Origin of the sequence: Fibrella forsythiae (assembly GCF_017353175.1) — a bacterium.
In the GTDB taxonomy this organism is placed as follows: Bacteria; Bacteroidota; Bacteroidia; order Cytophagales; family Spirosomataceae; genus Fibrella; species Fibrella forsythiae.
The window spans coordinates 97,437-122,071 of the sequence record NZ_JAFMYW010000013.1 but is presented as its reverse complement, the minus strand read 5'-3'; the positions used below and the strand labels follow the sequence as shown (position 1 = coordinate 122,071).

Sequence of the window (24,635 nt, the reverse complement as noted above, 5' to 3'; positions counted from 1 at the left end):
AACTTAGAACGCGAAGCCTGCCTAAAACCTATAAACTACCTACAGAGTATGATGCAAAGAACGTTATTCCTGATCGCAACGTTGGCGGTGACCTTCGCAACGGTTTGTGATGCGCAGAGCAAAAAAGCGAAAAAAGACGGCTTCGTCCAGATATTCGATGGAAAGACGCTCAACGGCTGGGAAGGTGATCCGACATACTGGCGCGTGGAGAACGGTGTGCTGGTCGGGGAAATTACGCCTGCTACATTGCTGAAAACCAACTCGTTCATTATCTGGAAAGGGGGTGAGCCCGCTGACTTTGAGTTCACCGGCGAGTTCAACATCACCGCCGAGGGAAACTCGGGCATCAACTACCGCAGCGACCGGTTGACTGACGTACCGTTTGCCCTGCGTGGCTACCAGGCCGACATCGACGGCAAAATGCGCTACACCGGGCAGAACTACGAAGAACGCAAACGGACAACGCTGGCCTATCGGGGACAGAAAACCACGATCCCGGCCTATACCGGTTCCGCGACGCCCGAAGGAGTTCGCGCCAATGTGAAGAACAATGCCTGGAATGGCTTGACCGTCACTGGCTCACTGGGTAGCTCGGATTCGCTCAAGACGTTTATCAAACCGGAGGACTGGAACAAGTTTCACCTGGTTGTGAAAGGAAACCACCTCCAGCATTATATCAACGGCGTATTGATGAGCGATGTCACGGACGAAGACACCGTAAATGGAATGAGAAAAGGGCTGCTGGGTGTACAGGTACACGTTGGCCCACCCATGAAAGTACAGTACAGAAACCTGATGCTGAAAACGTTGTAGTCGCCCATAACCCCACCTATCCCTTGGCACCGTACCCTTGGACAGATAAAATCAACAACCCGGCGCAGGTCGGGGGCATCGAAACGGCAATTCTCGACAACGGCGCTGGTCGTGGCGTTCGGGTAGCCTGGATCAACACCGGCTCGGGACTTCGTTTCAAAGTCGTCATTGACCGGGGCCTGGATATTGCCGATGCATTCTACAACCAGCATAGTCTGGCCTGGTTATGTCACTCGGGCATCACCACGCCGCAACCGTTTTCTGACAAAGGACTCGACTGGCTCAGAACCTTCAACGGTGGTTTGCTGACCACCTGTGGGCTGGCGCATGTGGGCGGACCTGAGTCCGATGCGTATGGCGAACGAGGCATTCACGGACATATCAGCAACGTACCTGCGGAGATCGAATCCATCGTTCAGCCTGATCCTGTGATGGGAAGACTGGCGATGAGCATTACCGGTCGAATGAAGGAAACCAAGATTTTTGGTCCCAGTCTCGAGCTGAAACGGACCATCTCGGCCACCCTCGGCGACCCTACCATCCGCATTCACGATGAGGTGACCAACCGAGGCAATACGCCCACTCCGCACATGCTGCTTTACCACCTCAACTTCGGCTGGCCACTGGTCGACGATGGCACGAAGCTCATCTGGCGGGGCAACTGGCAACCGCGCGAAGGTGGTATTCATGCCGATATTTTCCGGGAAGGCAGCGACTTTAAAACCTGCCCTGCCCCGTTGGAATCGCATCTGGGAACGGGAGAAGCCGTCGCGTTTATCGACGCCGCCCCTGATGCATCGGGCTGGTGCACGGCCGGTCTGCACAATACCAAACTCGGTTTGGCCGTATCGATCCGGTTTCAGAAGGCGCAACTCCCGTGGCTAACCAACTGGCAGCATTGGGGTAAAGGTGAATACGTCACGGGTATTGAGCCCGGTACGCATCCGCCCATTGGTCAGGCAAAGGCGCGGGAAAACCAAACGTTGATCATGTTGCAACCTGGCGAAACCCAACTGTATGATGTTGAACTGACCGTGCTGAGTAGCGCAGAACAGATTGATGACTTTGTGAATCAAGGACAAGGATAGTAGTCCTTTTTTGTCATCCCGACAACGGAGGGATCGTGGCGTTCTTGTCAAAAGGGCCAAGCGCTATTAGAAGGAACGCCACGATCCCTCCGTTGTCGGGATGACAAAATAAGATAGCCCAACCAACGACCTCTTCTTTAAAAACTAAACCCTTCATGGAAACAACCGCAACAATGAGTATAGCAGCAAAAGCATTAGACCAGGGAAAAGGCGTGCTACGGCTGGCCCCAACCTGGGTGCCCCGGTCGTTTTGCGTCCCCGGTCGGCGCATCAAACTTCATCCGAACGATTACTACGTGCTGGGCGGCGAGCGCGGCGGCATCGACGAACGCTGGCTGTCGTCAACGACCCCGGCGAAAAACGGTCCGCTGACTGGCGAAAATGAAGGACTCAGTGCCATCGTTTTCAACGACGGCGATCAGGAGGTACAGTTCCTGCTGAAAGATGCCGTCGAGGAACTGAAAGGTAGTCTGATCGGCGACCGGCTTTGGGATCAGTACGGTAGCTGGCCCATGTACTCCAAGTTTTTCGACAACATGGGCCCGTTGCCGCATCACCTGCACCACAACGACGAGCAGGCTGCACACATTGGTCAACTGGGTAAACCCGAAGCCTATTACTTCCCGCCGCAACTGAATAACCACGGCGGCGATTTTCCATACACGTTCATCGGTATTGCGCCAGGTACGTCGAAAGAGCAGATCAAGGAGTGCCTGATGAACTTCACGAAGGGCGACAACAAGATCACCAACTACTCGATGGCCTATCGCCTAGAGCCCGGAACCGGCTGGGATGTACCGCCCGGACTGCTCCACGCGCCGGGTAGTCTGTGCACCTACGAGCCTCAAAAAGCGTCCGATGTTTTTGCTATGTATCAGTCGCTGGTGAATGAAGCGATCATTCCCGAAGAGTTGCTTTGGAATGGCACGCCAAAAGAACGGATCGGCGATTACGACCAACTGATGGAAGCCATCGATTGGGACCTGAATGTTGACCCGCAGATGATGGCCAATCGGTTCATGGCACCGCTGCCGGTTCGGGATAAAGCCGAAATGGAAGCCGCCGGGTACGTTGAAAACTGGGTTTGCTACAAATCAGACGCGTTCAGTGCCAAAGAGTTGACCGTTATGCCGGGTACTACTGTGACCATCAAAGACAGCGCTGCCTACGGCCTGATCGTGATGCAGGGCCACGGTAAACTGGGCGTCTGGGACATCGAGACCCCCGCCCTGATCCGGTACGGCCAACTGACGAACGACGAGTTTTTCGTCAGTGAAAAAGCGGCCATGGAAGGCGTTACCATCGTAAACCCATCCACCACCGACCCGATCGTGATCCTGAAACACTTCGGCCCATCGAACCCTGATTTGGTGATTGGTTGATTGGCTAATTGGTTGACCGGGTAATTAGGGCGTTCGTAAGATCTGTGCGAATTAGTCAACCTATCACCCAGTCACCCAGTCGTCTAATCAACTAATTACCCAGTCAACCAATCAACCAATTCCAATCCCCATGAACGAAAATAACTATCCCAAACTGCACAATGCCATGTGGCCCGGCGTGGTTGGCAAGGGCCCCGATTCGGAGCCCGTCATTGCCTTTGATACCATGCTGGATCTGACCGCCGCTGCCGAAGTAGATGGCGTGAAATTCGATGGCGTCGACCTCGCCCTGTTCGAGCACATCGACGTTAACCTGGACGACGACGGCATCAAACGTCTGGCCGATAAAGTGTCGGGACATAACCTGAAAATCGGTTCGCTGGTGGCACCTATCTGGGGCGGTCCGGCAATGGGTAGCAAAGAGGAACGTACCCAGTTTGTGGAGATGGTCCGTAAATCGTGCCACATCGGTCAACGGCTGACCGAGCTTGGTGTGCGGCCCAGCGGCGTGGTCAGGATCGACTCGGCCAGTTCGCCCCACAGTTGGGATGCTGACCCATCTGGAAACACCAAACTCATTGCCCAGACTTTCCGCGAAGCCTGCGATGTTGCCGCTGACTTTGGCGAGAAACTGGCCGCCGAAGGGGAGATCTGCTGGGGCGGCATGCACAGCTGGAAAACGATGCTCGAAACCCTTGAAGCGGTTGACCGCCCAAACATGGGTTTCCAGGCCGACATGGCGCATACGTTACTGTACCTGCTCGGTTATAACCGTCCGCAAGACCGTATTCTGCCCGACGATTTCGACTGGAACGACCGCGCGGCACTAACCGAAGGGCTGAAGACCGTTTCTGATGCCCTGCGCCCCTGGACCATCGATTTCCACGTGGCCCAAAACGACGGCACTGTCTTCGGCTCAGGCTCGCACGACAAAACCGGTCGCCACTGTCAGGCGCTGGACCCCAACGGTAAACTCGATGTAGCCAACGACGCAGGCTTCTGGCTGCGCGATGAAAACGGTCAGCTCACCAAAACGTTCAAGCATATTTGCTGGGATGGCTGCATGTTCCCCAACGCGGTGATGACCAACCAGCAAACCTGGAACGACATTCTGGCCACCATGATCGAGGTACGTAAGAAGCACGGCTGGTACGAGGTGTAATACGTATGCTGCCCTGTCATTCATGGTCATTGGTAGTAAAGTCATTCATAGTCATTAATGGCCTTACTATCAATGACCATAAATGACAGGGCAGCATAATAACGCTGGAAGCGAATGACAACAAATTGACCTTTCCCTTAACTATGTCAACCAAAAAAGAACTCAGAATTGGCTTAATCGGAACTGGCCTCATGGGCCGGATCCATACAAACGGCTACTTTCAGGTAGCTCATTTCTTTTCTGAACTCGAGTATCGGCCGGTATTGAAAGCCGTGTGTTCACGGAATGAAGCGGGCGTAAAAGCTTTTGCTGAACAATGGGGCTACGAGTCGTTTGAAACCGATTGGAAGGCCCTGATTGCCCGTGATGATATCGATGCCGTCGACATTTGTACGCCCAACGATACACACGCCGAAATTGCCATTGCCGCGGCTGAGGCGGGAAAAATGATTCTTTGCGAAAAACCCCTGGCCCGCACGTTGGCCGAAGCGCAGGGCATGGTCGATGCTATTGAGAAAGCGAACGTACCCAACACCGTCTGGTACAACTACCGGCGTGTGCCGGCCGTTACGCTGGCCAAACAAATCGTTGATTCCGGTAAACTGGGCAAGATTTTCCATTATCGGGCCAACTTCCTGCAAGACTGGACCATCAACGCCGACTTGCCGCAGGGTGGAACGGCCCTCTGGCGACTCGATGCCGCCGCCGCCGGCTCAGGGGTAACGGGCGATCTCCTGGCGCACTGCATCGATACGGCCATGTGGCTCAACGGTGCCATTACGGATGTATCGGCCATGACCAAAACCTTCGTAAAAGAGCGCATGCACCAGCTGACCGGCAAGGTAGAGCCCGTCGGGATCGACGATGCCTGCCTGTTTCACTGCCACTTCGACAACGGTTCGTTGGGTCTCTTTGAAGCAACCCGGTATGCACGTGGCCACAAGGCACTGTACACTTTCGAAATTAACGGCGAACACGCGTCGATTCGCTGGGATCTGCACGACATGAATCGCCTGGAATACTTCGATCATTCTGACGAATCGGTCGTGCGGGGGTGGCGCAACATTCACGTTTCCGACGGAGATCAGCCCTACATGAACCGCTGGTGGATTCCGGGGACTAGCATTGGCTACGAACATACCTTCCTGCATCAGGTGGCTGACTTCCTGAAGAGCCTGGAAACTGGCGAACCCTGCTCTCCGAATTTCCAGGACGCGCTCGAAACCCAGAAAGTCTGCGAAGCCGTACTCGAATCGGCCACCTCGAAAAGCTGGAAAGAGACCGGCGTAACGGTATAAACTATAGCACACCGCTTTTTTATGAGTGTCTAATGGATACGCAGATTGAGGGGATTAAACGGATTTGCGCAGATTTTTTAATTAAAGCGGGGCTGATCAGTTTAAATCCAAAAATCCGCGCAAATCCGTTCAATTCCCTCAATCTGCGTATCCAATTAAGTATGAAAAATAGCCGCCGCGAATTCATTCATTATACTGCCGGGTTGCTGGCACTCACTCAATTAGGCCTGCCCGACGCTATTGCCGATCGACTGAAACCCGCGGCGGCAAAAGCGACTAAGCCGCTGGTCGTATTCGTTACTGGTGATCATGAATACAGCGGTGAGCTGACCCTACCGCTGATTGCCGCTGAGCTGGAGAAAAACTACGGCATGCGAACAAAGGTGCTGAAAGCGTACCCGGATTATAACGGCGAAAAAGACATTCCCGGCCTTGAAGCGCTCAAAGATGCTGATCTGGCCGTTTTTTACCTCCGCTGGCGGCAACTGCCTCAGGAACAGCTCAATTATATTGATGCTTACCTGAAATCGGGTAAACCGGTTATGGGTTTCCGAACCACAACCCACGCGTTCAATTTTCCGGCCGGTGACCCGCGCGAACGCTGGAACAGCTTTGGCGAATTTGCCTTCGGCGCACCGCCCGGCTGGGGTGGAAAAGCGCAGCACACGCACTACGGCCACAAAAGCACGACCGACGTTACCATCATCCCCGAAGCAGCCAACAATCCGATTTTAACGGGTGTTGCGCCAGCATTTCACGCCGCATCTTGGCTGTATCGCGTTCTACCTGACTACCCGGCCAAAGGCGCGGTGCCGCTGTTGATGGGCAAGTCAGTGAATCCTGACAAAGCCGCTATTGATAACCCCGTGGCCTGGACCTGGCAAAATCAGTGGGGCGGTAAAGCGTTCTTGACTACACTGGGTCATCCCGAAGATTTTCAGGTCGAAGCCTTTCAGCGACTGGTCATTAACGCCATCCATTGGGCTGCGGGCAAGTCCGTTCCTAAGCGATGGAAGGGGAAACTCGACATCAACGTACCCTACGGCCACCCTAAACAGCCTTGATCTGATGCGCTCTCTGTCTCCCCGAACTACGCGTTTTAGCGTACTGTTCGCCCTTTCAGGGCTATTTGCTGTTGCATTCAGCGCCTTCCAGTTTAACCAGCCCGATGTGCTGAAAGTCGAAAAAGGCAGCCACATTATGCTGCTGGGTAATAACCTGGGGTCGCGAATGATGAACTACGGTCATTTCGAAACTGAGCTTCAGCTACGCTACCCGGATGACCAGCTGTACATACGCAACATGTGCGATGGGGGCGATACCCCTGGCTTTCGGCCGCACTCCAGCCGTAATACACCCTGGGCGTTTCCCGGTGCCGAAAAATTCCAGACAGAGTATGCTAATAAGTCGGAAAGCGAAGGGCATATGGAATATCCCGACCAGTGGCTAACCCGCCTGAAAGCCGATATCATTGTGGCGTTCTTTGGCTACAATGAGTCGTTTCAGGGCAAAGCCGGTTTGGCCAACTACAAGGCCGAACTGGATGCGTTCGTTAAATGGACGCTGAAACAGAAGTATAACGGCGTTTCGGCACCGCAACTCGCTTTGGTTTCACCAATCGCATTTGAAGATCTGTCAGGTACGTATGATTTGCCGAATGGTAAGGTCGAAAACGAGAACCTGTCGTTGTATGCGAACGCGATGCGTGAAGTAGCCGATCAAAATAATGTTTTGTTCGTTGATGCGTTCACGCCCTCGCAAAACTGGTACGCCGCCAGCAAGGAACCGCTGACGATCGACGGGTCGCAACTGAACGACGAAGGCTATATAAAGCTAGGTACGTTACTGGCCGATCAGCTTTTCGGGAAAACGTCGGCTAAAGCAGAAGCCAACCGGCAACTGGTGCGCGAAGCGGTTCTGGAAAAGAACTGGATGTGGCACAACGACTACAAAATTCCGAATGGCGTTCACGTCTACGGTCGTCGGTACAACCCATTCGGACCAGACAATTACCCCGCTGAAATTGAGAAGATCCGGCAGATGACCGCCATTCGCGACACGGCCGTCTGGGTGGCAGCATCGAAAGGAGAGAAAATGGACATTGCCGCCGCCGACCAGCGGACAAAGGTACTGCCGCCGGTAAAGACCAATTTTAACCCGGAAAAAAACGGGAGCCTGACGTACCTGTACGGGCAGGAGGCCCTGAGCAAACTGAAAGTGCCGGCAGGCTACAAAATTGAGCTGTTTGCGTCGGAAGAAGAGTTTCCTGACCTGGCCAAACCGATGCAGATGTCATTCGATGGCAAAGGACGGCTGTGGGTGGCGGTGATGCCCAGTTACCCGCATTACAAACCCGGCGACGCCAAACCGAACGACAAGATCCTGATCTTTGAAGATACCAACGGCGACGGGAAAGCTGATAAAGAAACCGTTTTCGCCGATGGACTTCACCTGCCTCTTGGATTCGAGATCGCCAAAGAGGGCGTGTACGTGTCGCAGGGAACGAACCTGAAAATCTTCACCGATACCAACGGCGATGATAAGGCTGATAAAAGCGAGATTCTGCTGAGTGGTTTCGATGACCACGACACCCACCACAACAGCCACGCCTTTACCGTCGATCCATCGGGGGCGATCTACTCGGGCGAGGGGGTCTTCCTGCACACCAACGTAGAAACGTCCTACGGTCCCGTACGGGCTACCAATGGCGGTTTCTACCGCTATGCGCCGCAACTGCGCAAGCTGGAACGCACGGCCCAGCTGTCGATTCCAAACCCCTGGGGCATTGCTTTCGACGATTGGGGCCAGCCGTTTTTTGCCGAGACATCGAGCCCCGACGTTCGCTGGATGATGCCCGGAACGGTGTTACCGCGCTACGGCGAAGCCACGCATAAATCGGTTCAGTTGATTGAAAAAGACCATATGGTTCGCCCCACGTCAGGCCTGGAATTCGTGTCGAGCCGCCATTTCCCGGATGAGATTCAGGGCGATTTCCTGATCAACAACACCATCGGTTTTTTGGGGATGAAAGAGCACACGCTGGTGGATGACGGTACCGGCTACAAGAGCAGACACCGGCAGGATCTGGTCGTGAGCGAAGACCGTAACTTCCGGCCCGTCGATATGGAGTTTGCCCCCGACGGTTCGCTCTTCCTGATCGACTGGCACAATATCCTGATTGGCCACATGCAGCACAACGCCCGCGACCCCCTGCGCGACCATTCGCACGGACGAATCTACCGGATAACGTACCCGGCACGACCATTGGTGACGCCTGCCAAGATAGACGGTGCCAGCATTGAACAGTTGCTGGATAACCTGAAACTGCCTGAGTACCGGACCCGCTACCGCACCCGCCGCGAGCTTCGTGGCCGCGATGCCTCGCAGGTGCTGGCCAGGCTGAACGCCTGGGTGGCGGGCCTGGATAAGAAAGACCCGCGTTACGAACACCATCTGCTGGAAGGGCTTTGGGTAAGCTGGGGTATGAATAAGGTCGATCAGAAACTGCTTCGGCAAGTGTTGAAAGCAAAGGACTACCACGCACGTGCCGCCGCCGTTCAGGTGGTTCGCTACACCGGCCATCAGGTACCCGACCAGGCCGCCCTGCTGATGCAGGCCGCCCGTGACGAAAACAGCCGCGTACGTCTGGATGCCATCGTGGCCGCTTCTTGGATCGGTAAAGAAAAAGGCCTGCCCATTCTGGCCGAAGCTGCCAAAAAGCCCCTCGACGACTGGATGGTTCACGCCTACGACGCAGCGCTGGCGCACCTGAAAGGGGAAAACGTGAAGAAAGAAAAAGAAATAGCGGTGAAGTCGACGCTGAAAGGCGAGGAACTGGCACTGTTCAATCTGGGCAAAACGATCTACGCCAAAGAAGGCTACTGCACCACCTGCCATCAGCCTGATGGCAAAGGCCTGGCTGCGTCGGGTTTCCCGCCGCTGACAGGCACCAACTGGGTGTCGGGTAATCAGGATCGACTGATCAAGATTGCGTTGAACGGACTGATGGGGCCGATCGAAGTGGTGGGGAAAACGTACCCAGGTCAGGTGCCCATGACGCCGTTTGGAGGTTTGTTGAAAGACAACGAAATAGCCGCCGTGTTAACCTACGTGCGGAATTCGTTCGGCAACAACGCTTCCGCTATCACGCCTGACCAGGTGAAAAAAGTACGTGCCGCCACGGCTAGTAAGGTCGATTTTTATTCACCCGATCAATTGCTCAAGGCTCATCCAATGGAAAAGTGATGAGTTCTGTAGCGCCGAAGCTCCAGCTTCGGTCGTGTAATTAACCTAGAGCTGACTACCGAAGCTGGAGCTTCGGTGCTACAGGATATTTACTATGCCTTCATTAACAACGTGCCCTATTGGCTTCAACGTACTGGCCTGGACAGCCGTTATGTCGGAAAAGCTAAATCCGATTACTGAGCGGTTGAAAACCATTGGCTACGACGGTATCGAATGTTTTATCGACAACGGGGATGTGGCTGCGTACCGCCGCTTTGGTGAGCATCTGAATCAGCTTGGCCTGCAAAGTACGTGTGTCACCGTAGCGGGTCCTGACACAAATCCGGCCAGTGATTCACCAGCCATTCGGGCACAGGCGGTTGATTTTTTGAAGGGGGCGATCGACCGGGCCGAAGCCATGAACGCGACGGTGATCTGCGGTCCTGTTCACTCCGCCTTTGCTACGTTCAGTAAGCGTGAACCACAACCCGACGAATATGCGTACAGCGCCGAGGTGCTTCATGCCGTAGGCGATTATGCCAAACAGGCTGGTATCGTTCTGGCAGTGGAGGCGCTCAACCGGTTCGAGTGTTACCTCTGCAACACGATGGGGCAGCTAACGTACCTGATCGAAAAAGCCGACCATCCGAACGTGCGGGCCATGTTTGATACGCACCACGCCAACATCGAAGAAAAACGCTTCCCGGACGCGATCAGAACCATTGCGCCGGTGCTGGCCCATGTGCACATCAGCGAAAACGACCGGGGTACTCCCGGAGACGGACATATTCCGTGGGACGATACGTTTAAAACGCTGGCTGAAGTAGGTTTCAACCGATGGATGACGATCGAAGCGTTTACGCGCAACGACATTGACTTCGCCAATTCGATCAACGTCTGGCGCGAATACAACGACCCCTGGGCCATTGCCGAAAACGGCCTGACATTCATAAAAGCCATGCAGGCGAAGTATAGTTGTTGAAATATAGAAACGCTGTATCTTCTGCGTCTCTGTGTTTAACCCCCTGTTTCACTACACCCATATGAGCATACCCTTCCGATTTGGCGCTGAGGCGTATACCTGGTTCATGAACAACAACGGTCAGACCCACGCTAACCGGCAGGGGCACATGATCGACATTACGGCGCAGGCTGGATTTGCTGGCATCGAACCCATTTTCAACTGGATGGGCGACTTGCCCGATGCCGGTAGCCTCGGCCAAAAACTAGCCGAAAAAGGCGTTGAGCTAGCCGCCATTGCGCTGGCCCTCGACTGGAACGGTACCGAAGAAAGCGAGCACGAACGCCGCGAAGCCGACCGGGCCATTGACCTGCTAACGCACTTTCCAGGAGCCATACTCTGTACCGTTCAGAAACCAACCGGTCGGCACGACATCGAACAACGGCGTCGAAATCTGGTCAACATCGTGAATCGGGTATCGCGGCGGGCGTTTGATCGGGGTGTCCCCTGTAGTTTTCACCCGAATTCGCCGCATTCATCGATTACCCGGACCGAAGAGGATTACCGGGTTATTCTGGAATCGCTGGATACGTCAGTAACGGGCTGGACGCCTGACGTGGGCCACCTCATCAATGGCGGTATGGACCCACTGACAAAGATGAAAGAGTACGCCTCGATGATCAACCTGGTGCATTTCAAAGACTGGAATGGCGAGCCGGAGTTTGCCCTGCTCGGCAACGGAAAAGTCGATTTCGTCGGTATCACGCGTTGGCTCATCGAACGGCAATATAGCGGCTGGATCATTTGCGAAGATGAAGGCCCAGAAGCTATGAACGACCCCGACGGCGTCACGCTCCACGATGGCCGCTGGGTCTACGAAACGCTGCTTCCTTCGGTGGTTGGCTGATTGGTTGACTGGGTAATCGGTTAATTGGTTGACTGGTTAATTGGTTGATTGAGGTAAATCGGTAATAGCCCGTTCACCCAGTAATTAACTAATACAGTTCAACGACTCCCGACTTACTCAATCATCGAGTCACTTAACACTCATCTAAGCCAATGTATAGACGTTGGCAAGCAGCGCTTTTGTCGTCCCGACGGTAGGAGGGATCTTGGCGCTCCTTCTAACAGCGCTTGGCACTTTTAATAAGAACGCCAAGATCCCTCCTACCGTCGGGATGACAAAAGCGCTGCTCGGTCACCCAGTTAACCAATTACCCAATCAACCAACTCCACCTATGCCTTTCGTCAAAACCAACGGCATCAATCTATATTACGAAGAGCGCGGGACCGGAGAGCCGCTGCTCCTGATCATGGGCATTACGGCCCCCGGTTCCGTGTGGGAAAAACATGCAGACGATTGGAGCAACTATTTCCGATGTATCCTGGGCGATAACCGGGGCGTGGGGCAATCTGATAAACCCGTTGGACCCTACAGCACCGAGCAAATGGCCGACGATTACGCCGGTCTGATCGATGCGCTTGGCCTGACAAACGTGAGGGTCGTTGGGGTTTCGATGGGCAGTACCATTGCGCAACAACTGGCGTTGCGCCATCCCGGTAAGGTGAAATCGCTGGTGCTGATGTGCCCCTGGGCTCGCTGCGACCGCACTGCCGAAGCCATTTTCCGGCATATGGCCACCATCAAAGCTCGCCTTCGCCCCGAGGAATTTGCCAATTATATCCAACTGCTGATTTACTCAAAGCGAAGCTGGGACGATGATGCCACGTTCGCTGATCTACAGGCTGGGCGGCAAGCAGCGGCAATTGATGCCAATCCGCAGCCGCTGCATGGGCTGGAAGGGCAGGCCGAAGCCTGCATCATGCATCATACCCTGGCCGATCTGGGCAAGATCACACAGCCCTCTTTAGTTATCGGCGGGCGAAACGACATCTTCACGCCCGTCTGGATGACCGAAGAAGTAGCAGCTGCCATCCCCAACAGTGAACTCCATCTCTACGACGAAGCTGGCCACGCGTTCCATTGGGAGTGTATCGACGATTTCAACCCGCGTGTTCGCTCGTGGTTGCTGGCGCATTAGTGCCTACAGCGCGAAGCAAAACATGTCAGCCAATGCTTACGCGTCCTGCTGTTCGCGAGTCATTCCGGTCAGCATGCGGTATGTCATGACGCCCATCAGGAGGATGATACCGAGTATCGCTACCCAAAGGGCAATCTGGTGAAACTCAAACGGGTCGGTTGACTCATCTGCTGAAGTAGATAAAGGGCTGCCAGACCAGTTCGTCAGGTTACTGACGGAGGCGATTGGCAACGTACCTGACAACTGATCGTTGAAGAAAGCCAGATCATATACCGGGCCGGGGGCAAGCATGCTCCCAAACTGAAGTTGGTAGGTAGTAGCGGCCTGTAAGTTGGCGGTCAGGTACGTTGTTACTTGCGCCGCATTGATGCGGCCGACCCTCAATGGCGCGTCGTCGTTATTGGCAATTCGGAGGCAAAGTTTTTCGGTTAGTACGCTCGGTAATGTGATGGTCGTGTCGCCAGTAGAACTGAGCGTGAATGGAATCAGTGGATCGAACGATTGCCTGAGTACAGGTCGCTGATGGCGTTTGCGCGCTACGGTTTCGGTGAACTTATGCCCGAACGCCGCCTGTCGCCTAAACTGTGCCGGATTGCTAACGTGGATGGTCAGGCGGTCGATGCGGGCGGGGGAGGGGCGGTTGAGCACCAGGTACGTGTAGTGATCGCTGCTATCATGCTGGGTGAATTGCAAGCCCGGAATAGGCGTGTAGTGGGCCGATGCGTTTGTTTGCCCGTAGTTGCCAATACGTCGAATGTTCAGCGGGGCAGAGGTTGAATCATTGACGACCAATCGGAAATACGTATAATCGGTGAGAGGAAAGGTGATCGTTTGTAGGGTGGCCGTAGTCGTTGCATTGGTGTTGTTGCCAAGTCGTATGCCGTCGTCGAGCGCGTACCATACGTTGCCATCGTGGCTACCGCTCAGAGTCGCTTTCTTCTCTACCTCCGTATTCTGACTCTCCACTCCAAGCGCGGTAATCGGTTGTCTGGATGGCCGCTTCACCACAATGGTTGTACTGACGTTGGGTACGTTGGTTTTTCGCACTACTTCATAAGTGATGAATGCCGTGGCCTGAACGCCGGTCTGACGAGTCATCACATACGGTATTTCGCGTTTTCGTCCGTCATACAGGCGAATATCGCCCAGCCCTTCATGTAGTCTGCCGACTAAATCAGGAGGTAGTTCGATTCGATGATACCCTGATGCTGCCACTGGCCCAACCTGCGCTTTGTATAGGAACGCCTGTTGCGCAACGGTATACGCAGGAAGGAAGCAGAGAAAGAAGGGTATGAGAAAGTGAGTGCGTACGTGCATACAAGTGAGGTTCCCTATAACGCCGAAGCTCCAGCTTCGGTGCCACTAAGCTGCTGCGTCGGCGGCGAGTAGTCGTTTAATGCGTTGGTACATAAACGAAATGACAAGTAGCAGCGCCCCAAGTGAGATAAACGCCAAAATCCGACCGCCTTCCGAAATACCCTGAATATCATAAATAAACAGTTTTAGCAAGGTTAGTGCAAACAGACTTAGCGACAGGATCCGGTACATTCGGTTTCGGCGAACGAGACCCACGTACATAAATGCGAAGGCGCAAAGCCCCCATACTACAGGGAGCCCCACCTTGTTTGCCTGTTCAATCAGTGCATCAAACCGCCGTTGAACGGCCGCCTGCTGATTCGGCACACGGGCTATTTCTTCCGGTGAAAAGGAAAAGGCAATGACATTGGCGAACAGGGCCATACTGCTTATGGATACGACCGTGATGACCAGGAACCAGGGCCACAGTTTTTCCAGCAGGGGAGTAGCAGTAGCCAGCCGTACTTTGGCTCTGAACAGCAACCCGAGTACGGCACCTGCCGCCAGCAGATTGACATACTGAAACAGGAATGCCGCCCGGCTCGAAACCAATCCCTGATAGTAGGAGTCGAGTAGGTCGATCACGGCGGGGCCTGTATTGAACAGGTAAATGATCAGAATGACCAGGCTGAACAGAACCGCTACCCATACCCGCTGATTGCTGCCCGACCGGAGCGAAACAACAAGGAAAGCCACCGCCACCAGCAGATTGTACGTACCCAGCAGAATGACCCTGTTCGCATCGTAGCCGAAAGCAGTCAGAAGCTGGTAATCCAATTCTTCGATACCTGCCAGATAAGTGACAATTACGGCAACGTACCCAACAAACCGCCGATACGAAGGGGCGGGCCATTCGCTGATGTATATCGAAATGGGCACCGACTGCTGGGCCAGTAACCGGTAATAAACACCCAGCCCACCCACCGAAACCAGGCTGGTAATGAATGCTTTGTTGATAACTACAGACAGCGGAGGCGTAACGGCTGTGTCGTACAGTGCGGCCCAGTCCATCAGCAGGCTAATGCCCATTAATCCCAGCACAATGACCGACGCCGTTGCCACCAGCCGCAATCCCGACCGCTGACTGAGCCACAGCAGTAGAACGGCCTCCAGGGCCCAGAACATGGTAATAAAATTGCCGTTTAACTGCACCGGAATGGTTAAACTGGCAAACGTGATCACCAGGCCGATCAGTAAATAGAAAAGCGTAGTGTCGCTTGAATTACGTCGACGAAGTAAGGCTGCATAGCCAAAATTGACCACCGCCAGCGCCAGGGTAAACGGCCCCTGCCACGAGCCTTTGTCTACATAGGCCAGAATACCCATACCCGCGCCGTAATAGAAAGCAGTATTGCTCATAAACAGGCTGACGTCGAGCGCTGAAAAACGAATGTCGTGCCGAAGCCGGTCGAAGAGATTCATGGCGGCAAACAGGGTATAAAAGATGGTGCCGAACACAAACGCGCCGCTGTAGGGTGGGGCTGGCGCATCAGGACTGGGTATGTGGTCAAGTACATCTGTAGCCAGCCACGATCCGAACAGCAACACGGTCAGGCCATAGGCTACCCAATGCACCAGTGGCCATTTCCTGAACGACGAGAGTACCAGCATTCCCAGATCGAGAATGAGAATGTAGGCGAACAGCACTACGTAATTGCCTTGACCACTACTGACCATAAAGGGTGTGGCGAATCCACCGATCAGCGACATCACGGCCAGTTCAACGCGGTTATAGGCGATGGATAAGGCAACGGCAAAGCCCGTGATCACAACCATCAGGAGAAACGCCGCCGTTTGGCTGAAGATCTTATAATCGGAGAAAGCAATGGCGATGGTGAAGTAAAGCACCGATAGCCCACCGGCCACCAGCACCGAACTGAACGCCGCAAACCGTTGTCGCATTCGGTGCGCTACCCCCAGTAAACCGCCACCGGCCAGCACACCAATCAGTACCCGCCCAGCCTCGCCGATCCACTCCTGCGAAATGGCGTAGCGAACGAAATAGCCAATGCCAGCCACCAGAATGGCAATGCCAATTTTGTTGATGAGGTTTTCACCGATGAATTTTTCCAGATCGGGATTCTCGTCGAGAAACCGCCGGAACCAGGAAGGTTTGGGTGCTGCGAAAACAGGAGGTACGTTTGCTGGCGGATCAAGCAGCGAATCATCCAACAGGTTAGGTTTCTGTGCTCTGGGTGGCTCAGGCGTTGAGATAGACAGTACCGGTTCCATTTCCTTCGGCGTAGGTTCAGGCCGGAAAGCAGGCTGGACAGGCGGTTCAGAGATAGGTGGTGGAGTAACCGGAGGTAAAACTGGACTGACCTGTGGCACTACAGGCCGAACAGGAGCGTTGGGCATGGTACTCACTGAAGACGATGGTCGATCTTGCTCCTTAGCCAGTAATGATTTCTGAAGCTGAAGCAGGTTATCGCGTTGTTCAGCAATGCTGCCTTTTATTTGAACAAACTGCTGATTGAGGTACAAAAACAGCACAATGAGGAGCAGGATGTAAAGACTTTCCATAGGGGAATGATAGGAAAAAGGGTGGCCACATTCGGCAACCAGGCAAAGATGCCAAAATCAGTATTAATCACAACTGTCTGATTAATTGTCTGGTAAACAGTCTGTTTTAAAGGTCAACGTCCAGCATGCGCTGCCTGAGAATCAGATCTCAAAACTGGGAGCGCATGCTGGACGTTGACCTCGAACCACAATCGTGGATTCCTATGTCTTCCGCTTCTTCTTTTTGGCCGATGGGAACAGCACGTTGTTCAGGATGAGCCGGTAGCCGGGCGAATGGGTGTGCAGGTTCAGGTCGGTGGGTACGCGCCAGCCGCCACCACCACCGCCGCCGCGAACGTTCTCGGGGTCGTGCCCGCCATAGAACGTCCATTGCCCCCGACCCATTTCGCCGTAGAGATACCGGTCTGATGTTGTGCTTTCGCCCATCACCAGAGTGCTTGCCTTCACCGTCGATTTGCGGAACGCCGTTGTCTGGCCGGTAAATTCCTTTATGATGGCCTCGTGGTTCTGCGTCAGCATGGCCGGAATGACATCCCACTTGGCCGAGAAATTAAACAACTCGAAATAACCGCTCGATGAACCGCCGCCACCATAGCCCATTCCCGCCGCTGAATTGATGTCGGAAAACGTAGAGAAACCGCGCCCGCCGCCGTTGTCGCCTTCAAGCCTGAAATTATGGAAGGCAAACGTTTTGCTGAAATCAAGTTTGGCCTGTGCTGCCGGATCAACATCATCGCCGTCGTACGTATCGCCCACAATGTCGACACCATCAGCCGCCAGGGCTATATCGAGCGTTTCGGCGGCCGAACACATAGCGAACAGATAGCCGCCACCTGCGCAAAATGCTTTGATACCTTTAGCAACGGCCAGCTTCATCTGCGATACTTTCGCGAACCCATATTTCTTGGCAATATCTTCCTGCGCCTTAATGTCAGACAGCGTCATGCGTTGCATATTCCGACCAAACTGCCCCGTGAAATCTTCGTGGTGCAGGTGGAGCCAGTCATATTTCGGTAAGTCGCCTTTCAAGACTTCTTCATCATACACCAGTTCGTAGGGAATTTCGGCGTAGGTCAGCACCAGCAGCACGGCGTCGTTGTTCTCAAACTCAGCGGGGCCAACTTTAGCGGGCGAATACACAATGATCTTGGCGGCTTTGTTGAGCGTCACCACGTCCATGTTCAGGTCCGGGTTGGCAATCTGCCGTTTGATAGACGCAGCACCCGCGTCGGTCAGCGACTCGAAAGCTACACCCCGAATGCGGCATTCGTTCTCGAATTTGGCTGAGTGCCTGATCATGAAACTGCCACCCCGGTAGTTCAGAAGCCAGTCAACGTCCTGTTCATCTTTCAATACGGCATAGGCAATGCCATAGGCTTTCAGGTGGTCTGTCTGGCGGTCATCCATCGGAATCAGAATCGATCCTGCCAGTGCCTGTCCGGCATAGCTGATGATGGCCCAGAACAGCAACAGAAACGGGGTTGTTCGTTTCATGACAGAAGTCGGTTAGAAAGCGGTTGATGGTGTAATTTACAGCATAACAACGCTGATTTACAGTAGTTGCGGCGTTTTAATTATGGAACAAGAGGTAACGGTCTTCATCCGGCGCTCACGTACGTTGCCAGGATGATTGGCCGTCAGTTGGCGGCTATGGAACGTACCTGACTGAGCGAATAGAAACCGACCGGGTAAGTTGATCAAACCCCCGTCTTTTCCTGAAAACACGACAAACTATGACTCCCTCGCGCCGCGATTTTCTTCGTACGCTTTCAACCGCCTCCGCACTGGCTGCCGCGGGAGGCGTTCAAACGGTGATGGGTAACGTACCCACCAGCGTTGGCGCACCAGCCTACATTCCCAACCTGATGCGCGTCAGCCCGAACGACAAGATCAGGATTGCGACCATCGGCATGGGTATTCAGGGTAACTATGATACCATGGCCGCCCTGCGTAACCCCGATGTTGAGTTGGTAGCCGTAGCTGATCTGTATGACGGGCGTCTCGAACACGCAAAAACGGCTTATGGGAAAGATAAAGACCTCTTCGCCACGCGTGATTTTCGCGAGGTATTAGCCCGCCCCGACGTCGACGCGGTATTGGTTGTTACGCCGGATCACTGGCACGATCACATTACCATTGCGGCCCTGCAGGCGGGTAAACACGTGTACTGCGAAAAGCCGATGGTGCAGCATATCAACGAAGGCAAGCCCGTGATCGACGCCTGGAAGAAATCGGGTAAAACCATGCAGGTGGGCAGTCAGCGGATTAGCAGTTCTGCTTTTCAGGAAGCCAAACGCATGGTGCAGGCGGGCGATATTGGCCAGATCAATTACATCGAATCCAATAACGATCGCTTCAACGCTATTGGCGCCTGGAACTACTCTATTCCGCCCGATGCATCGCTGACAACCCTCGACTGGGACCGGTTCCTGGGCGATGCACCCAAACGACCCTTCGATGCCAAGCGGTTCTTCCGGTGGCGCAACTACAAAGATTACGGTACCGGCGTAGCGGGCGATCTGTTCATCCACCTGATTACGGGTGTTCATTTTGTAACCAATGCCATGGGCCCTACGCGGATTTTCTCCTCGGGTAACCTGGCCTACTGGAAAGACGGGCGCGACGTACCTGACATCATGACAAGCGTAATGGACTACCCCAAAACGGCCGATCATGAGGCTTTCCAGATGGTTTTGCGGGTAAACTTTGCCAACGCCGGCAAGATCAGTAACGTAACACGCATTATTGGAAACGAGGGCCAGATCGAGTTTTCGGAAGACAACCTGATTCTGACGAAACACAAGCTGCCTGTTGCGCCGGGCTACAATGGCTACGATAGCTATTTCACGTTTACCGAACCCGTGAAAGAAGAATTCAAGAAACAGTATGATGCGCAGTATCCGCCCGAAACACGCACGGTGGAACCGGTAAAGGAAGTACGTTTCAACGCCCCCAAAGGCGAAGATCCGCACTCACTCCATTTCGCCGATTTCTTCAAAAACGTGCGGGCGGGTAGTCAGGGCACCATTGAAGATCCCGTATTCGGCTTCCGTGCTGCGGCGCCGGTGCTCGCCAGTAATCAAAGCTACTTTGAGCAGAAAGTGGTGCACTGGAACCCCGAAACGATGACCATGAAAACGGGTGAAACAAGGGTGGCAGCTACCCCGAAGAAAAAGAAATAGTAGGGTTGCCGTACCAACGTACCTACACCGCTTCAACGGCTTCTCCCGAGACGGGGGTAGCCGTTGTTATTTTGACGGGAATGTAATGACGGAAGAAGCTGTTGATCTTCATCTGAATGACACCCAGAATGGCTTCCTTGAAAATCTTCGTCGACATTTTCGACTCGCCACGGGTGCGGTCAGTGAAGATGATGGGTACTTCGGTGAGGGTGAAACCGTATTTCCAGCAGGTAAATTTCATCTCAATCTGGAACGCGTAGCCAACGAAGCGGATCGGGTTCTGAAGGAGAATGTCTAATACGTGAGCCCGGTAGCATACAAAGCCAGCCGTTGGGTCCATGACGGGCATGCCGGTGATGAATCGAACATAAATACCTGCTCCATAAGACATTAGAACCCGGCCGATGGGCCAGTTTACCACATTGACGCCCTTAATATAGCGTGACCCTACGGCAACATCCGCGCCGCCCGTTGCACAGGCGTTGTACAGGCGAACCAGATCATCGGGGTTATGCGAGAAATCGGCATCCATCTCGAACAGATACTCGTATCCGCGCGCCAGTGCCCACTTGAATCCGTCAATGTAGGCTGTGCCGAGGCCGAGTTTGCCGCGCCGTTCGAGTAAATAGAGCTGCTGAGGAAATTCTGCCTGTAACTGCTTGACAATCTTTGCCGTTCCGTCGGGTGATCCATCGTCGACAATCAACAGGTCGAAGGCCGTTGGTAACGAAAACACGCGCCGAATGATAGCTTCGATATTCTCGATTTCGTTGAACGTGGGGATGATGACGAGGCGGTCGGTCACGGCGGATAAGCGTTTATTCTCTATAACAGGTGCGTGGTCAAAAATAATGCATTCCAGCCGTTAAATAACGTTAATCAAACGTACCTGAGCCGTTGACATAGGGCTTAAAGTCGGTTGCCCAGTGCCTTTGCTTTCCCGATGCAATCGGAGAGGGAAACGCCTCCGTACCAGTTGGCGCAGATGAACAGATGATCGGCTTCCAATGAAGAAACGAGGCGCTTAACGGCTGCCAGATTCTGGTCGTACTGCGGAATGGCTTTGGGCCAGTTGAACGACTGCTGCCAGATGGGCTGGTCGGCACGAATACCGAAAGAATCGACTAGTTCTTCGTGAACCCGCGTACGAATCTGGGCTTCGGGCAACCGCGCGTTAATGGCATTCTGCTGACCGCCCACGAAGGTGGTGAACAGTACGTCATCGGCCGGACATCGGTCGGGGAAGATTGAACTGCTCCAGATATGACCCGCAGCAAACCGGCCTTCAACGGCTGGATTCAACCCCCCGAAGCCGTTTAATGGGTGCGCCACATCCGCTCGTTTGTAGGCCGTATGAACCGCAACCATTGGTGGGTAGTCAATTTGCCCCAGCGCATCTGTAAAAGCCGGAGCGTGGCTAGCCAGTAATCGGGCTGCAGCGTCGGTTGGAACGGCTAGCACCAGGTTGTCGACCAAGTGCGAACCGGTTGCTGTGTGCACGTTCCAGCCCGTCTGGGTACGTTCGATCTGGTCGACAGGGCAGGAGAAATGAGCGTTTGTCAGTTTCGCGGCCAGCGCATCGGGAAGCATCTGCATGCCGTTGCGGAAACTGAATGATTGACGGCGCCCCGTTTTACCCTGATTCTTGATCAGGCCCTTCAGCACAGAACCAAACTCACGTTCATACTGCAACAGGATCGGGAACGTCTCTGAAACCAGCAACCGTTCAGGGTCACCCGCGTAGATTCCCGCTACAAACGGCCCCAGCGCATACTCGACGATCTCGGGCGAAAAACGGCGACGGAAAAACTGCCCCAGCGTTTCGCCGGGCGGTGACGTCGTTTTGTTACTCAACTCTCGAAAGACGGCCCACTTCGTTTTCAGGCTGAAGAATCCGCCGAACAGCAGGGCAGGTGGTGTGCCGGGCAACTCCCGATAGGCACCATTTCGAAAGATGTACCTCGCCTTACTGACGGCATTGGCAAATACGATGTCCTGAGTAAGGTCAAGGCCATCGAGCCAGTTTAGCAACGCTTCATCGCCAAGCAACGAGTTGGGTCCAAGTTCGCGCAGGTAGTCACCGTCGCGCACCGACCGGATGTAGCCGCCTGGTTGCGGGCTGGCCTCCCATAGCTGGTAGGCTTGGCCACGTTGCTGCAATTCGTAGGCCAGGGTCAGGCCCGAGATTCCCGCGCCAATGATACCGGTTGTCATGGAATGGGCTTTGGCCTGGTGGTGCTGACCTTCTCTTTTTTCTCTTTTTCTACCTCTTTCAGGTTTTCAACCACCTGCTCATAGATCTTCGCCAGTTTGGCGGGGTGCGACGAGTAATACACAAAGCTCTGCGTGTACGACGCTGTATCGACATTAAACTTCTTCAGCGTTTGTGCTTGAAGTCGTTTAAACAGCAAAGCCGACGTATCGCTCGACCCAATGGTGAGTTTGACGATGCGTGCTTCTGATAAATGGACCTGAGTTAAGATAGCGGCCATTTTATCTTCATCGACCAGGTTAGCGGGCTTTGCGCCCAATTCGGGCGTTCCAGTGCTGGTGCATTGCGCAAAGAAGAGACAGATGCACAGCCAGACGGCGAGTTGACGTATCATTGTAAGTTTCCGACGTGGATAAGACGGGCGGGGCTTTGACGTAATTTTGAATGGCCTGACAGAATCAGGGCGTACTTTTACAAATTAACCCCCAATCGTGGGCAAATCGTTTACGAAGGGGATATCAAAAATCGTTAAAAGCAGTGCGGCATGGATGATTTTCTGGTAAAGGTGCAGGAGTTCGAGATCCGAATCCGAAAGGCCGTTACATCGCAGTTGCGCGGAAATTTCCGGTCTGTTTTTAAGGGGTCTGGATTGGAATTCGCCGATTTGCGGCAGTACCAATACGGCGACGACGTGCGGGCCATCGACTGGAACGTATCGTCGAAAGGCCACGGCGCCTTTGTGAAAGTCTTCCGGGAAGAAAAGGATCAGACCGTATTTTTTGTGGTCGACGTGAGCGCATCGCAGCAGGTAGGTACATATCAGCGATCGAAGCTGGATACCACCAAGGAAGTCTGCGGGACGCTCGCTATGTCTGCCCTGCGCGAGGCCAGCCACGTTGGCTTATACTGTTTTTCGGATAAAAAAGAACAATATCTAAAACCTGGCAATACGCAGAAACAGGGCTATCAACTGATCACGTCGCTGGGTAAACTACAACCCGAATCGATACGGACCAACATTGCGGAGGCGTTACTGTTTACGCTTAACGTGTTGAAACGCAGGAGCCTGGTTTTTTTGCTGTCCGACTTTATCGATCAGGGGTACGAGCATAATCTGAAAGCGCTGGCCAGAAAACATGATCTGGTTGTTATACACTTTTATGATCCGCGTGAGGTGAATTTGCCGAAACTTGGTGTCATTCCGGTGTATGATATGGAAGAGCGGCGCACGGTCTGGCTCAACACGTCGTCGGCCCGGTTTAGGCAGCAGCTTCACGATCAGTTTGCGCAAAGTCGCGTTCGGCTCGAACGGTTCTGCCGCCAGTATGATGCTGATTATGTGGCCCTCGATTCCCAGTCAGATTTTGTGCCAACCTTAGCCGAGCTGTTTCGGGTGCGGAAATACAGGTAACAAGCAGCAATAATCAGTATACTTTCGATGAACGCAGGTGATAGCCAGTTGGCTATGGTTTTGGTGGCAACAGTGAGACATGGTTTGCGTGCCTGTAGGGGTGCGGTATGGTTTCTGGTTTACGGCTTACTGCTCATAGCTCATGGTTCAGTGGCACAGCCGGTTGGGCAGTTTATCGACGACACCATCGAAGTAGGGCGCCCGTTTCGGTTCGCTCTCACCGTGCGCCATCGGTCATCGCAAGACGTGTTCTACCCGGATACGGCCCGGCATTTCGCTCCTTTTTTGGTGCAGGGCGTGGCGGTGTTCCCAACAAGAACCATTGATCAGACCAGCATCGACAGCGCCGTGTATACGCTGGTGTCGTTTGAAGTAAGTCGTGCCAGGGTATTGCAGGTACCTGTTTATCTGGCCAACGGGGCCGACTGTACTGCCCTCCTTTCGTCGCCCGATACCGTTTTTCTTCAATCGACGGTACTAGCCACAACCCGCCCCGATACCCTGCAGTTAGCGGCCGATGCCGTGCTGACGCCATTACCGCAGGAATTTAACTACGCCTATTTAACCGTGGCCGTTGCTGCAATGGGGGTAGTGGCGGCAGCCATCTATATTTTGTTCGGCTCGTTGCTTCGCCAGCGGTGGGAGCGCTACTTGCTTGCCCGCTACCACGCTCGTTTTTTGGCTGGCTACAATCAGCTTACGCGCAATCTGGGGCCCGAGTCAACGGGAGATACCACCAACCAGGCCATTGTGAACTGGAAAAAATATTTGGAACGGCTGGAAAAAAAGCCTTATACCTCGCTTACCAGTAGCGAAATTGCCGACCGGATTGGTGACGACCGGCTGACCGATGCCCTGCGCGAAACCGACCGGATGATTTACGGTGGCTCGTTCACCGATCAGTCGCCGTTGGCCCTGCGCGTACTGCTCGACGTGGCAGTGGCGGCGTATCAGCGTCGCCGCGCGGCAATTAGTTAGTTT

General features: G+C 54.0%; 19 protein-coding genes. 13 read left to right on the top strand and 6 right to left on the bottom strand.

Annotation, left to right across the window (positions count from 1 at the left end):
• The first annotated feature begins 51 nt into the window (after nucleotides 1–51).
• The 10 genes from J2I46_RS29790 to J2I46_RS29745 all read left to right on the top strand — a co-directional run bounded on the left by J2I46_RS29790 (nucleotide 52) and on the right by J2I46_RS29745 (nucleotide 12,970).
• Complete coding sequence (locus J2I46_RS29790; protein ID WP_229380022.1) at nucleotides 52–813, top strand: 3-keto-disaccharide hydrolase; 762 nt, start codon at nucleotides 52–54, stop codon at nucleotides 811–813.
• Nucleotides 814–836: 23 nt separating this feature from the next.
• Entirely contained in the window at nucleotides 837–1,901 is a 1,065-nt protein-coding gene (locus J2I46_RS29785; RefSeq protein WP_207332757.1) for an aldose 1-epimerase family protein, read from the top strand.
• 155 nt (nucleotides 1,902–2,056) lie between these two features.
• Nucleotides 2,057–3,283 (top strand): class I mannose-6-phosphate isomerase, encoded by a 1,227-nt coding sequence (locus tag J2I46_RS29780; protein WP_207332756.1) that lies wholly within the window; start codon nucleotides 2,057–2,059, stop codon nucleotides 3,281–3,283.
• 130 nt (nucleotides 3,284–3,413) lie between these two features.
• Nucleotides 3,414–4,445 carry a sugar phosphate isomerase/epimerase family protein gene (locus J2I46_RS29775; protein WP_207332755.1) on the top strand — a complete coding sequence of 344 codons (1,032 nt, stop codon included), beginning with the start codon at nucleotides 3,414–3,416 and terminating at the stop codon, nucleotides 4,443–4,445.
• Nucleotides 4,446–4,588: 143 nt separating this feature from the next.
• Nucleotides 4,589–5,743, top strand: coding sequence for a Gfo/Idh/MocA family protein (locus J2I46_RS29770; protein ID WP_207332754.1), 1,155 nt, complete (start codon nucleotides 4,589–4,591; stop codon nucleotides 5,741–5,743).
• A 161-nt stretch (nucleotides 5,744–5,904) separates the two neighbouring features.
• Nucleotides 5,905–6,807 (top strand): ThuA domain-containing protein, encoded by a 903-nt coding sequence (locus J2I46_RS29765; RefSeq protein ID WP_207332753.1) that lies wholly within the window; start codon nucleotides 5,905–5,907, stop codon nucleotides 6,805–6,807.
• Between the two features lie 4 nt (nucleotides 6,808–6,811).
• Entirely contained in the window at nucleotides 6,812–9,988 is a 3,177-nt protein-coding gene (locus J2I46_RS29760) for a PVC-type heme-binding CxxCH protein (RefSeq protein ID WP_207332752.1), read from the top strand.
• Nucleotides 9,989–10,082: 94 nt separating this feature from the next.
• Nucleotides 10,083–10,949 carry a sugar phosphate isomerase/epimerase family protein gene (locus J2I46_RS29755; protein WP_207332751.1) on the top strand — a complete coding sequence of 289 codons (867 nt, stop codon included), beginning with the start codon at nucleotides 10,083–10,085 and terminating at the stop codon, nucleotides 10,947–10,949.
• Between the two features lie 61 nt (nucleotides 10,950–11,010).
• Entirely contained in the window at nucleotides 11,011–11,835 is an 825-nt protein-coding gene (locus J2I46_RS29750) for a sugar phosphate isomerase/epimerase family protein (RefSeq protein ID WP_207332750.1), read from the top strand.
• Between the two features lie 331 nt (nucleotides 11,836–12,166).
• A complete protein-coding gene (locus tag J2I46_RS29745) occupies nucleotides 12,167–12,970 on the top strand; it encodes an alpha/beta fold hydrolase (RefSeq protein WP_207332749.1) in 804 nt (267 codons plus the stop codon).
• 36 nt (nucleotides 12,971–13,006) lie between these two features.
• Here J2I46_RS29745 and J2I46_RS29740 read toward each other — a convergent pair whose 3' ends face one another.
• The 3 genes from J2I46_RS29740 to J2I46_RS29730 all read right to left on the bottom strand — a co-directional run bounded on the left by J2I46_RS29740 (nucleotide 13,007) and on the right by J2I46_RS29730 (nucleotide 18,343).
• The gene (locus J2I46_RS29740; RefSeq protein ID WP_207332748.1) at nucleotides 13,007–14,287 is read right to left on the bottom strand and encodes a hypothetical protein; all 1,281 of its coding nucleotides are present in this window, start codon (nucleotides 14,285–14,287) and stop codon (nucleotides 13,007–13,009) included.
• A 45-nt stretch (nucleotides 14,288–14,332) separates the two neighbouring features.
• A complete protein-coding gene (locus J2I46_RS29735; RefSeq protein WP_207332747.1) occupies nucleotides 14,333–16,849 on the bottom strand; it encodes a DUF2339 domain-containing protein in 2,517 nt (838 codons plus the stop codon).
• Nucleotides 16,850–17,050: 201 nt separating this feature from the next.
• Nucleotides 17,051–18,343, bottom strand: coding sequence for an asparagine synthetase B (locus J2I46_RS29730; protein ID WP_207332746.1), 1,293 nt, complete (start codon nucleotides 18,341–18,343; stop codon nucleotides 17,051–17,053).
• Between the two features lie 239 nt (nucleotides 18,344–18,582).
• Between J2I46_RS29730 and J2I46_RS29725 the strand changes: the two genes are divergently transcribed.
• Nucleotides 18,583–20,031: a Gfo/Idh/MocA family protein gene (locus J2I46_RS29725; protein WP_207332745.1), complete on the top strand. Its 1,449-nt coding sequence runs from the start codon at nucleotides 18,583–18,585 to the stop codon at nucleotides 20,029–20,031.
• Nucleotides 20,032–20,053: 22 nt separating this feature from the next.
• Here J2I46_RS29725 and J2I46_RS29720 read toward each other — a convergent pair whose 3' ends face one another.
• From J2I46_RS29720 to J2I46_RS29710, 3 genes are all read right to left on the bottom strand, one after another.
• Nucleotides 20,054–20,836, bottom strand: a complete 783-nt coding sequence (locus J2I46_RS29720) for a polyprenol monophosphomannose synthase (RefSeq protein WP_207332744.1) — start codon at nucleotides 20,834–20,836, stop codon at nucleotides 20,054–20,056.
• 104 nt (nucleotides 20,837–20,940) lie between these two features.
• Nucleotides 20,941–22,245 (bottom strand): protoporphyrinogen oxidase, encoded by a 1,305-nt coding sequence (gene hemG / locus J2I46_RS29715; protein ID WP_207332743.1) that lies wholly within the window; start codon nucleotides 22,243–22,245, stop codon nucleotides 20,941–20,943.
• Nucleotides 22,242–22,637, bottom strand: coding sequence for a DUF4296 domain-containing protein (locus J2I46_RS29710; protein WP_207332742.1), 396 nt, complete (start codon nucleotides 22,635–22,637; stop codon nucleotides 22,242–22,244). The genes hemG and J2I46_RS29710 overlap by 4 nt, the downstream gene beginning before the upstream one ends.
• 150 nt (nucleotides 22,638–22,787) lie before the next feature.
• Here J2I46_RS29710 and J2I46_RS29705 point away from each other — a divergent pair, with 150 nt between their 5' ends.
• Both J2I46_RS29705 and J2I46_RS29700 read left to right on the top strand, forming a co-directional pair.
• Nucleotides 22,788–23,654 (top strand): DUF58 domain-containing protein, encoded by an 867-nt coding sequence (locus J2I46_RS29705; protein WP_207332741.1) that lies wholly within the window; start codon nucleotides 22,788–22,790, stop codon nucleotides 23,652–23,654.
• Nucleotides 23,655–23,804: 150 nt separating this feature from the next.
• Nucleotides 23,805–24,632, top strand: a complete 828-nt coding sequence (locus tag J2I46_RS29700) for a hypothetical protein (protein WP_207332740.1) — start codon at nucleotides 23,805–23,807, stop codon at nucleotides 24,630–24,632.
• The last annotated feature ends 3 nt before the right edge of the window (nucleotides 24,633–24,635 follow it).

Coding starts and splice junctions, on each gene's coding strand:
- J2I46_RS29710 (WP_207332742.1), bottom strand. CDS start 22,637: ATGATACGTCAACTCGCCGTCTGGCTGTGCATCTGTCTCTTCTTTGCG.
- J2I46_RS29745 (WP_207332749.1), top strand. CDS start 12,167: ATGCCTTTCGTCAAAACCAACGGCATCAATCTATATTACGAAGAGCGC.
- J2I46_RS29760 (WP_207332752.1), top strand. CDS start 6,812: ATGCGCTCTCTGTCTCCCCGAACTACGCGTTTTAGCGTACTGTTCGCC.
- J2I46_RS29780 (WP_207332756.1), top strand. CDS start 2,057: ATGGAAACAACCGCAACAATGAGTATAGCAGCAAAAGCATTAGACCAG.
- J2I46_RS29750 (WP_207332750.1), top strand. CDS start 11,011: ATGAGCATACCCTTCCGATTTGGCGCTGAGGCGTATACCTGGTTCATG.
- J2I46_RS29790 (WP_229380022.1), top strand. CDS start 52: ATGCAAAGAACGTTATTCCTGATCGCAACGTTGGCGGTGACCTTCGCA.
- J2I46_RS29730 (WP_207332746.1), bottom strand. CDS start 18,343: ATGAAACGAACAACCCCGTTTCTGTTGCTGTTCTGGGCCATCATCAGC.
- J2I46_RS29705 (WP_207332741.1), top strand. CDS start 22,788: ATGGATGATTTTCTGGTAAAGGTGCAGGAGTTCGAGATCCGAATCCGA.
- J2I46_RS29725 (WP_207332745.1), top strand. CDS start 18,583: ATGACTCCCTCGCGCCGCGATTTTCTTCGTACGCTTTCAACCGCCTCC.
- J2I46_RS29755 (WP_207332751.1), top strand. CDS start 10,083: ATGCCTTCATTAACAACGTGCCCTATTGGCTTCAACGTACTGGCCTGG.
- J2I46_RS29770 (WP_207332754.1), top strand. CDS start 4,589: ATGTCAACCAAAAAAGAACTCAGAATTGGCTTAATCGGAACTGGCCTC.
- J2I46_RS29735 (WP_207332747.1), bottom strand. CDS start 16,849: ATGGAAAGTCTTTACATCCTGCTCCTCATTGTGCTGTTTTTGTACCTC.
- J2I46_RS29765 (WP_207332753.1), top strand. CDS start 5,905: ATGAAAAATAGCCGCCGCGAATTCATTCATTATACTGCCGGGTTGCTG.
- J2I46_RS29775 (WP_207332755.1), top strand. CDS start 3,414: ATGAACGAAAATAACTATCCCAAACTGCACAATGCCATGTGGCCCGGC.
- hemG (WP_207332743.1), bottom strand. CDS start 22,245: ATGACAACCGGTATCATTGGCGCGGGAATCTCGGGCCTGACCCTGGCC.
- J2I46_RS29740 (WP_207332748.1), bottom strand. CDS start 14,287: ATGCACGTACGCACTCACTTTCTCATACCCTTCTTTCTCTGCTTCCTT.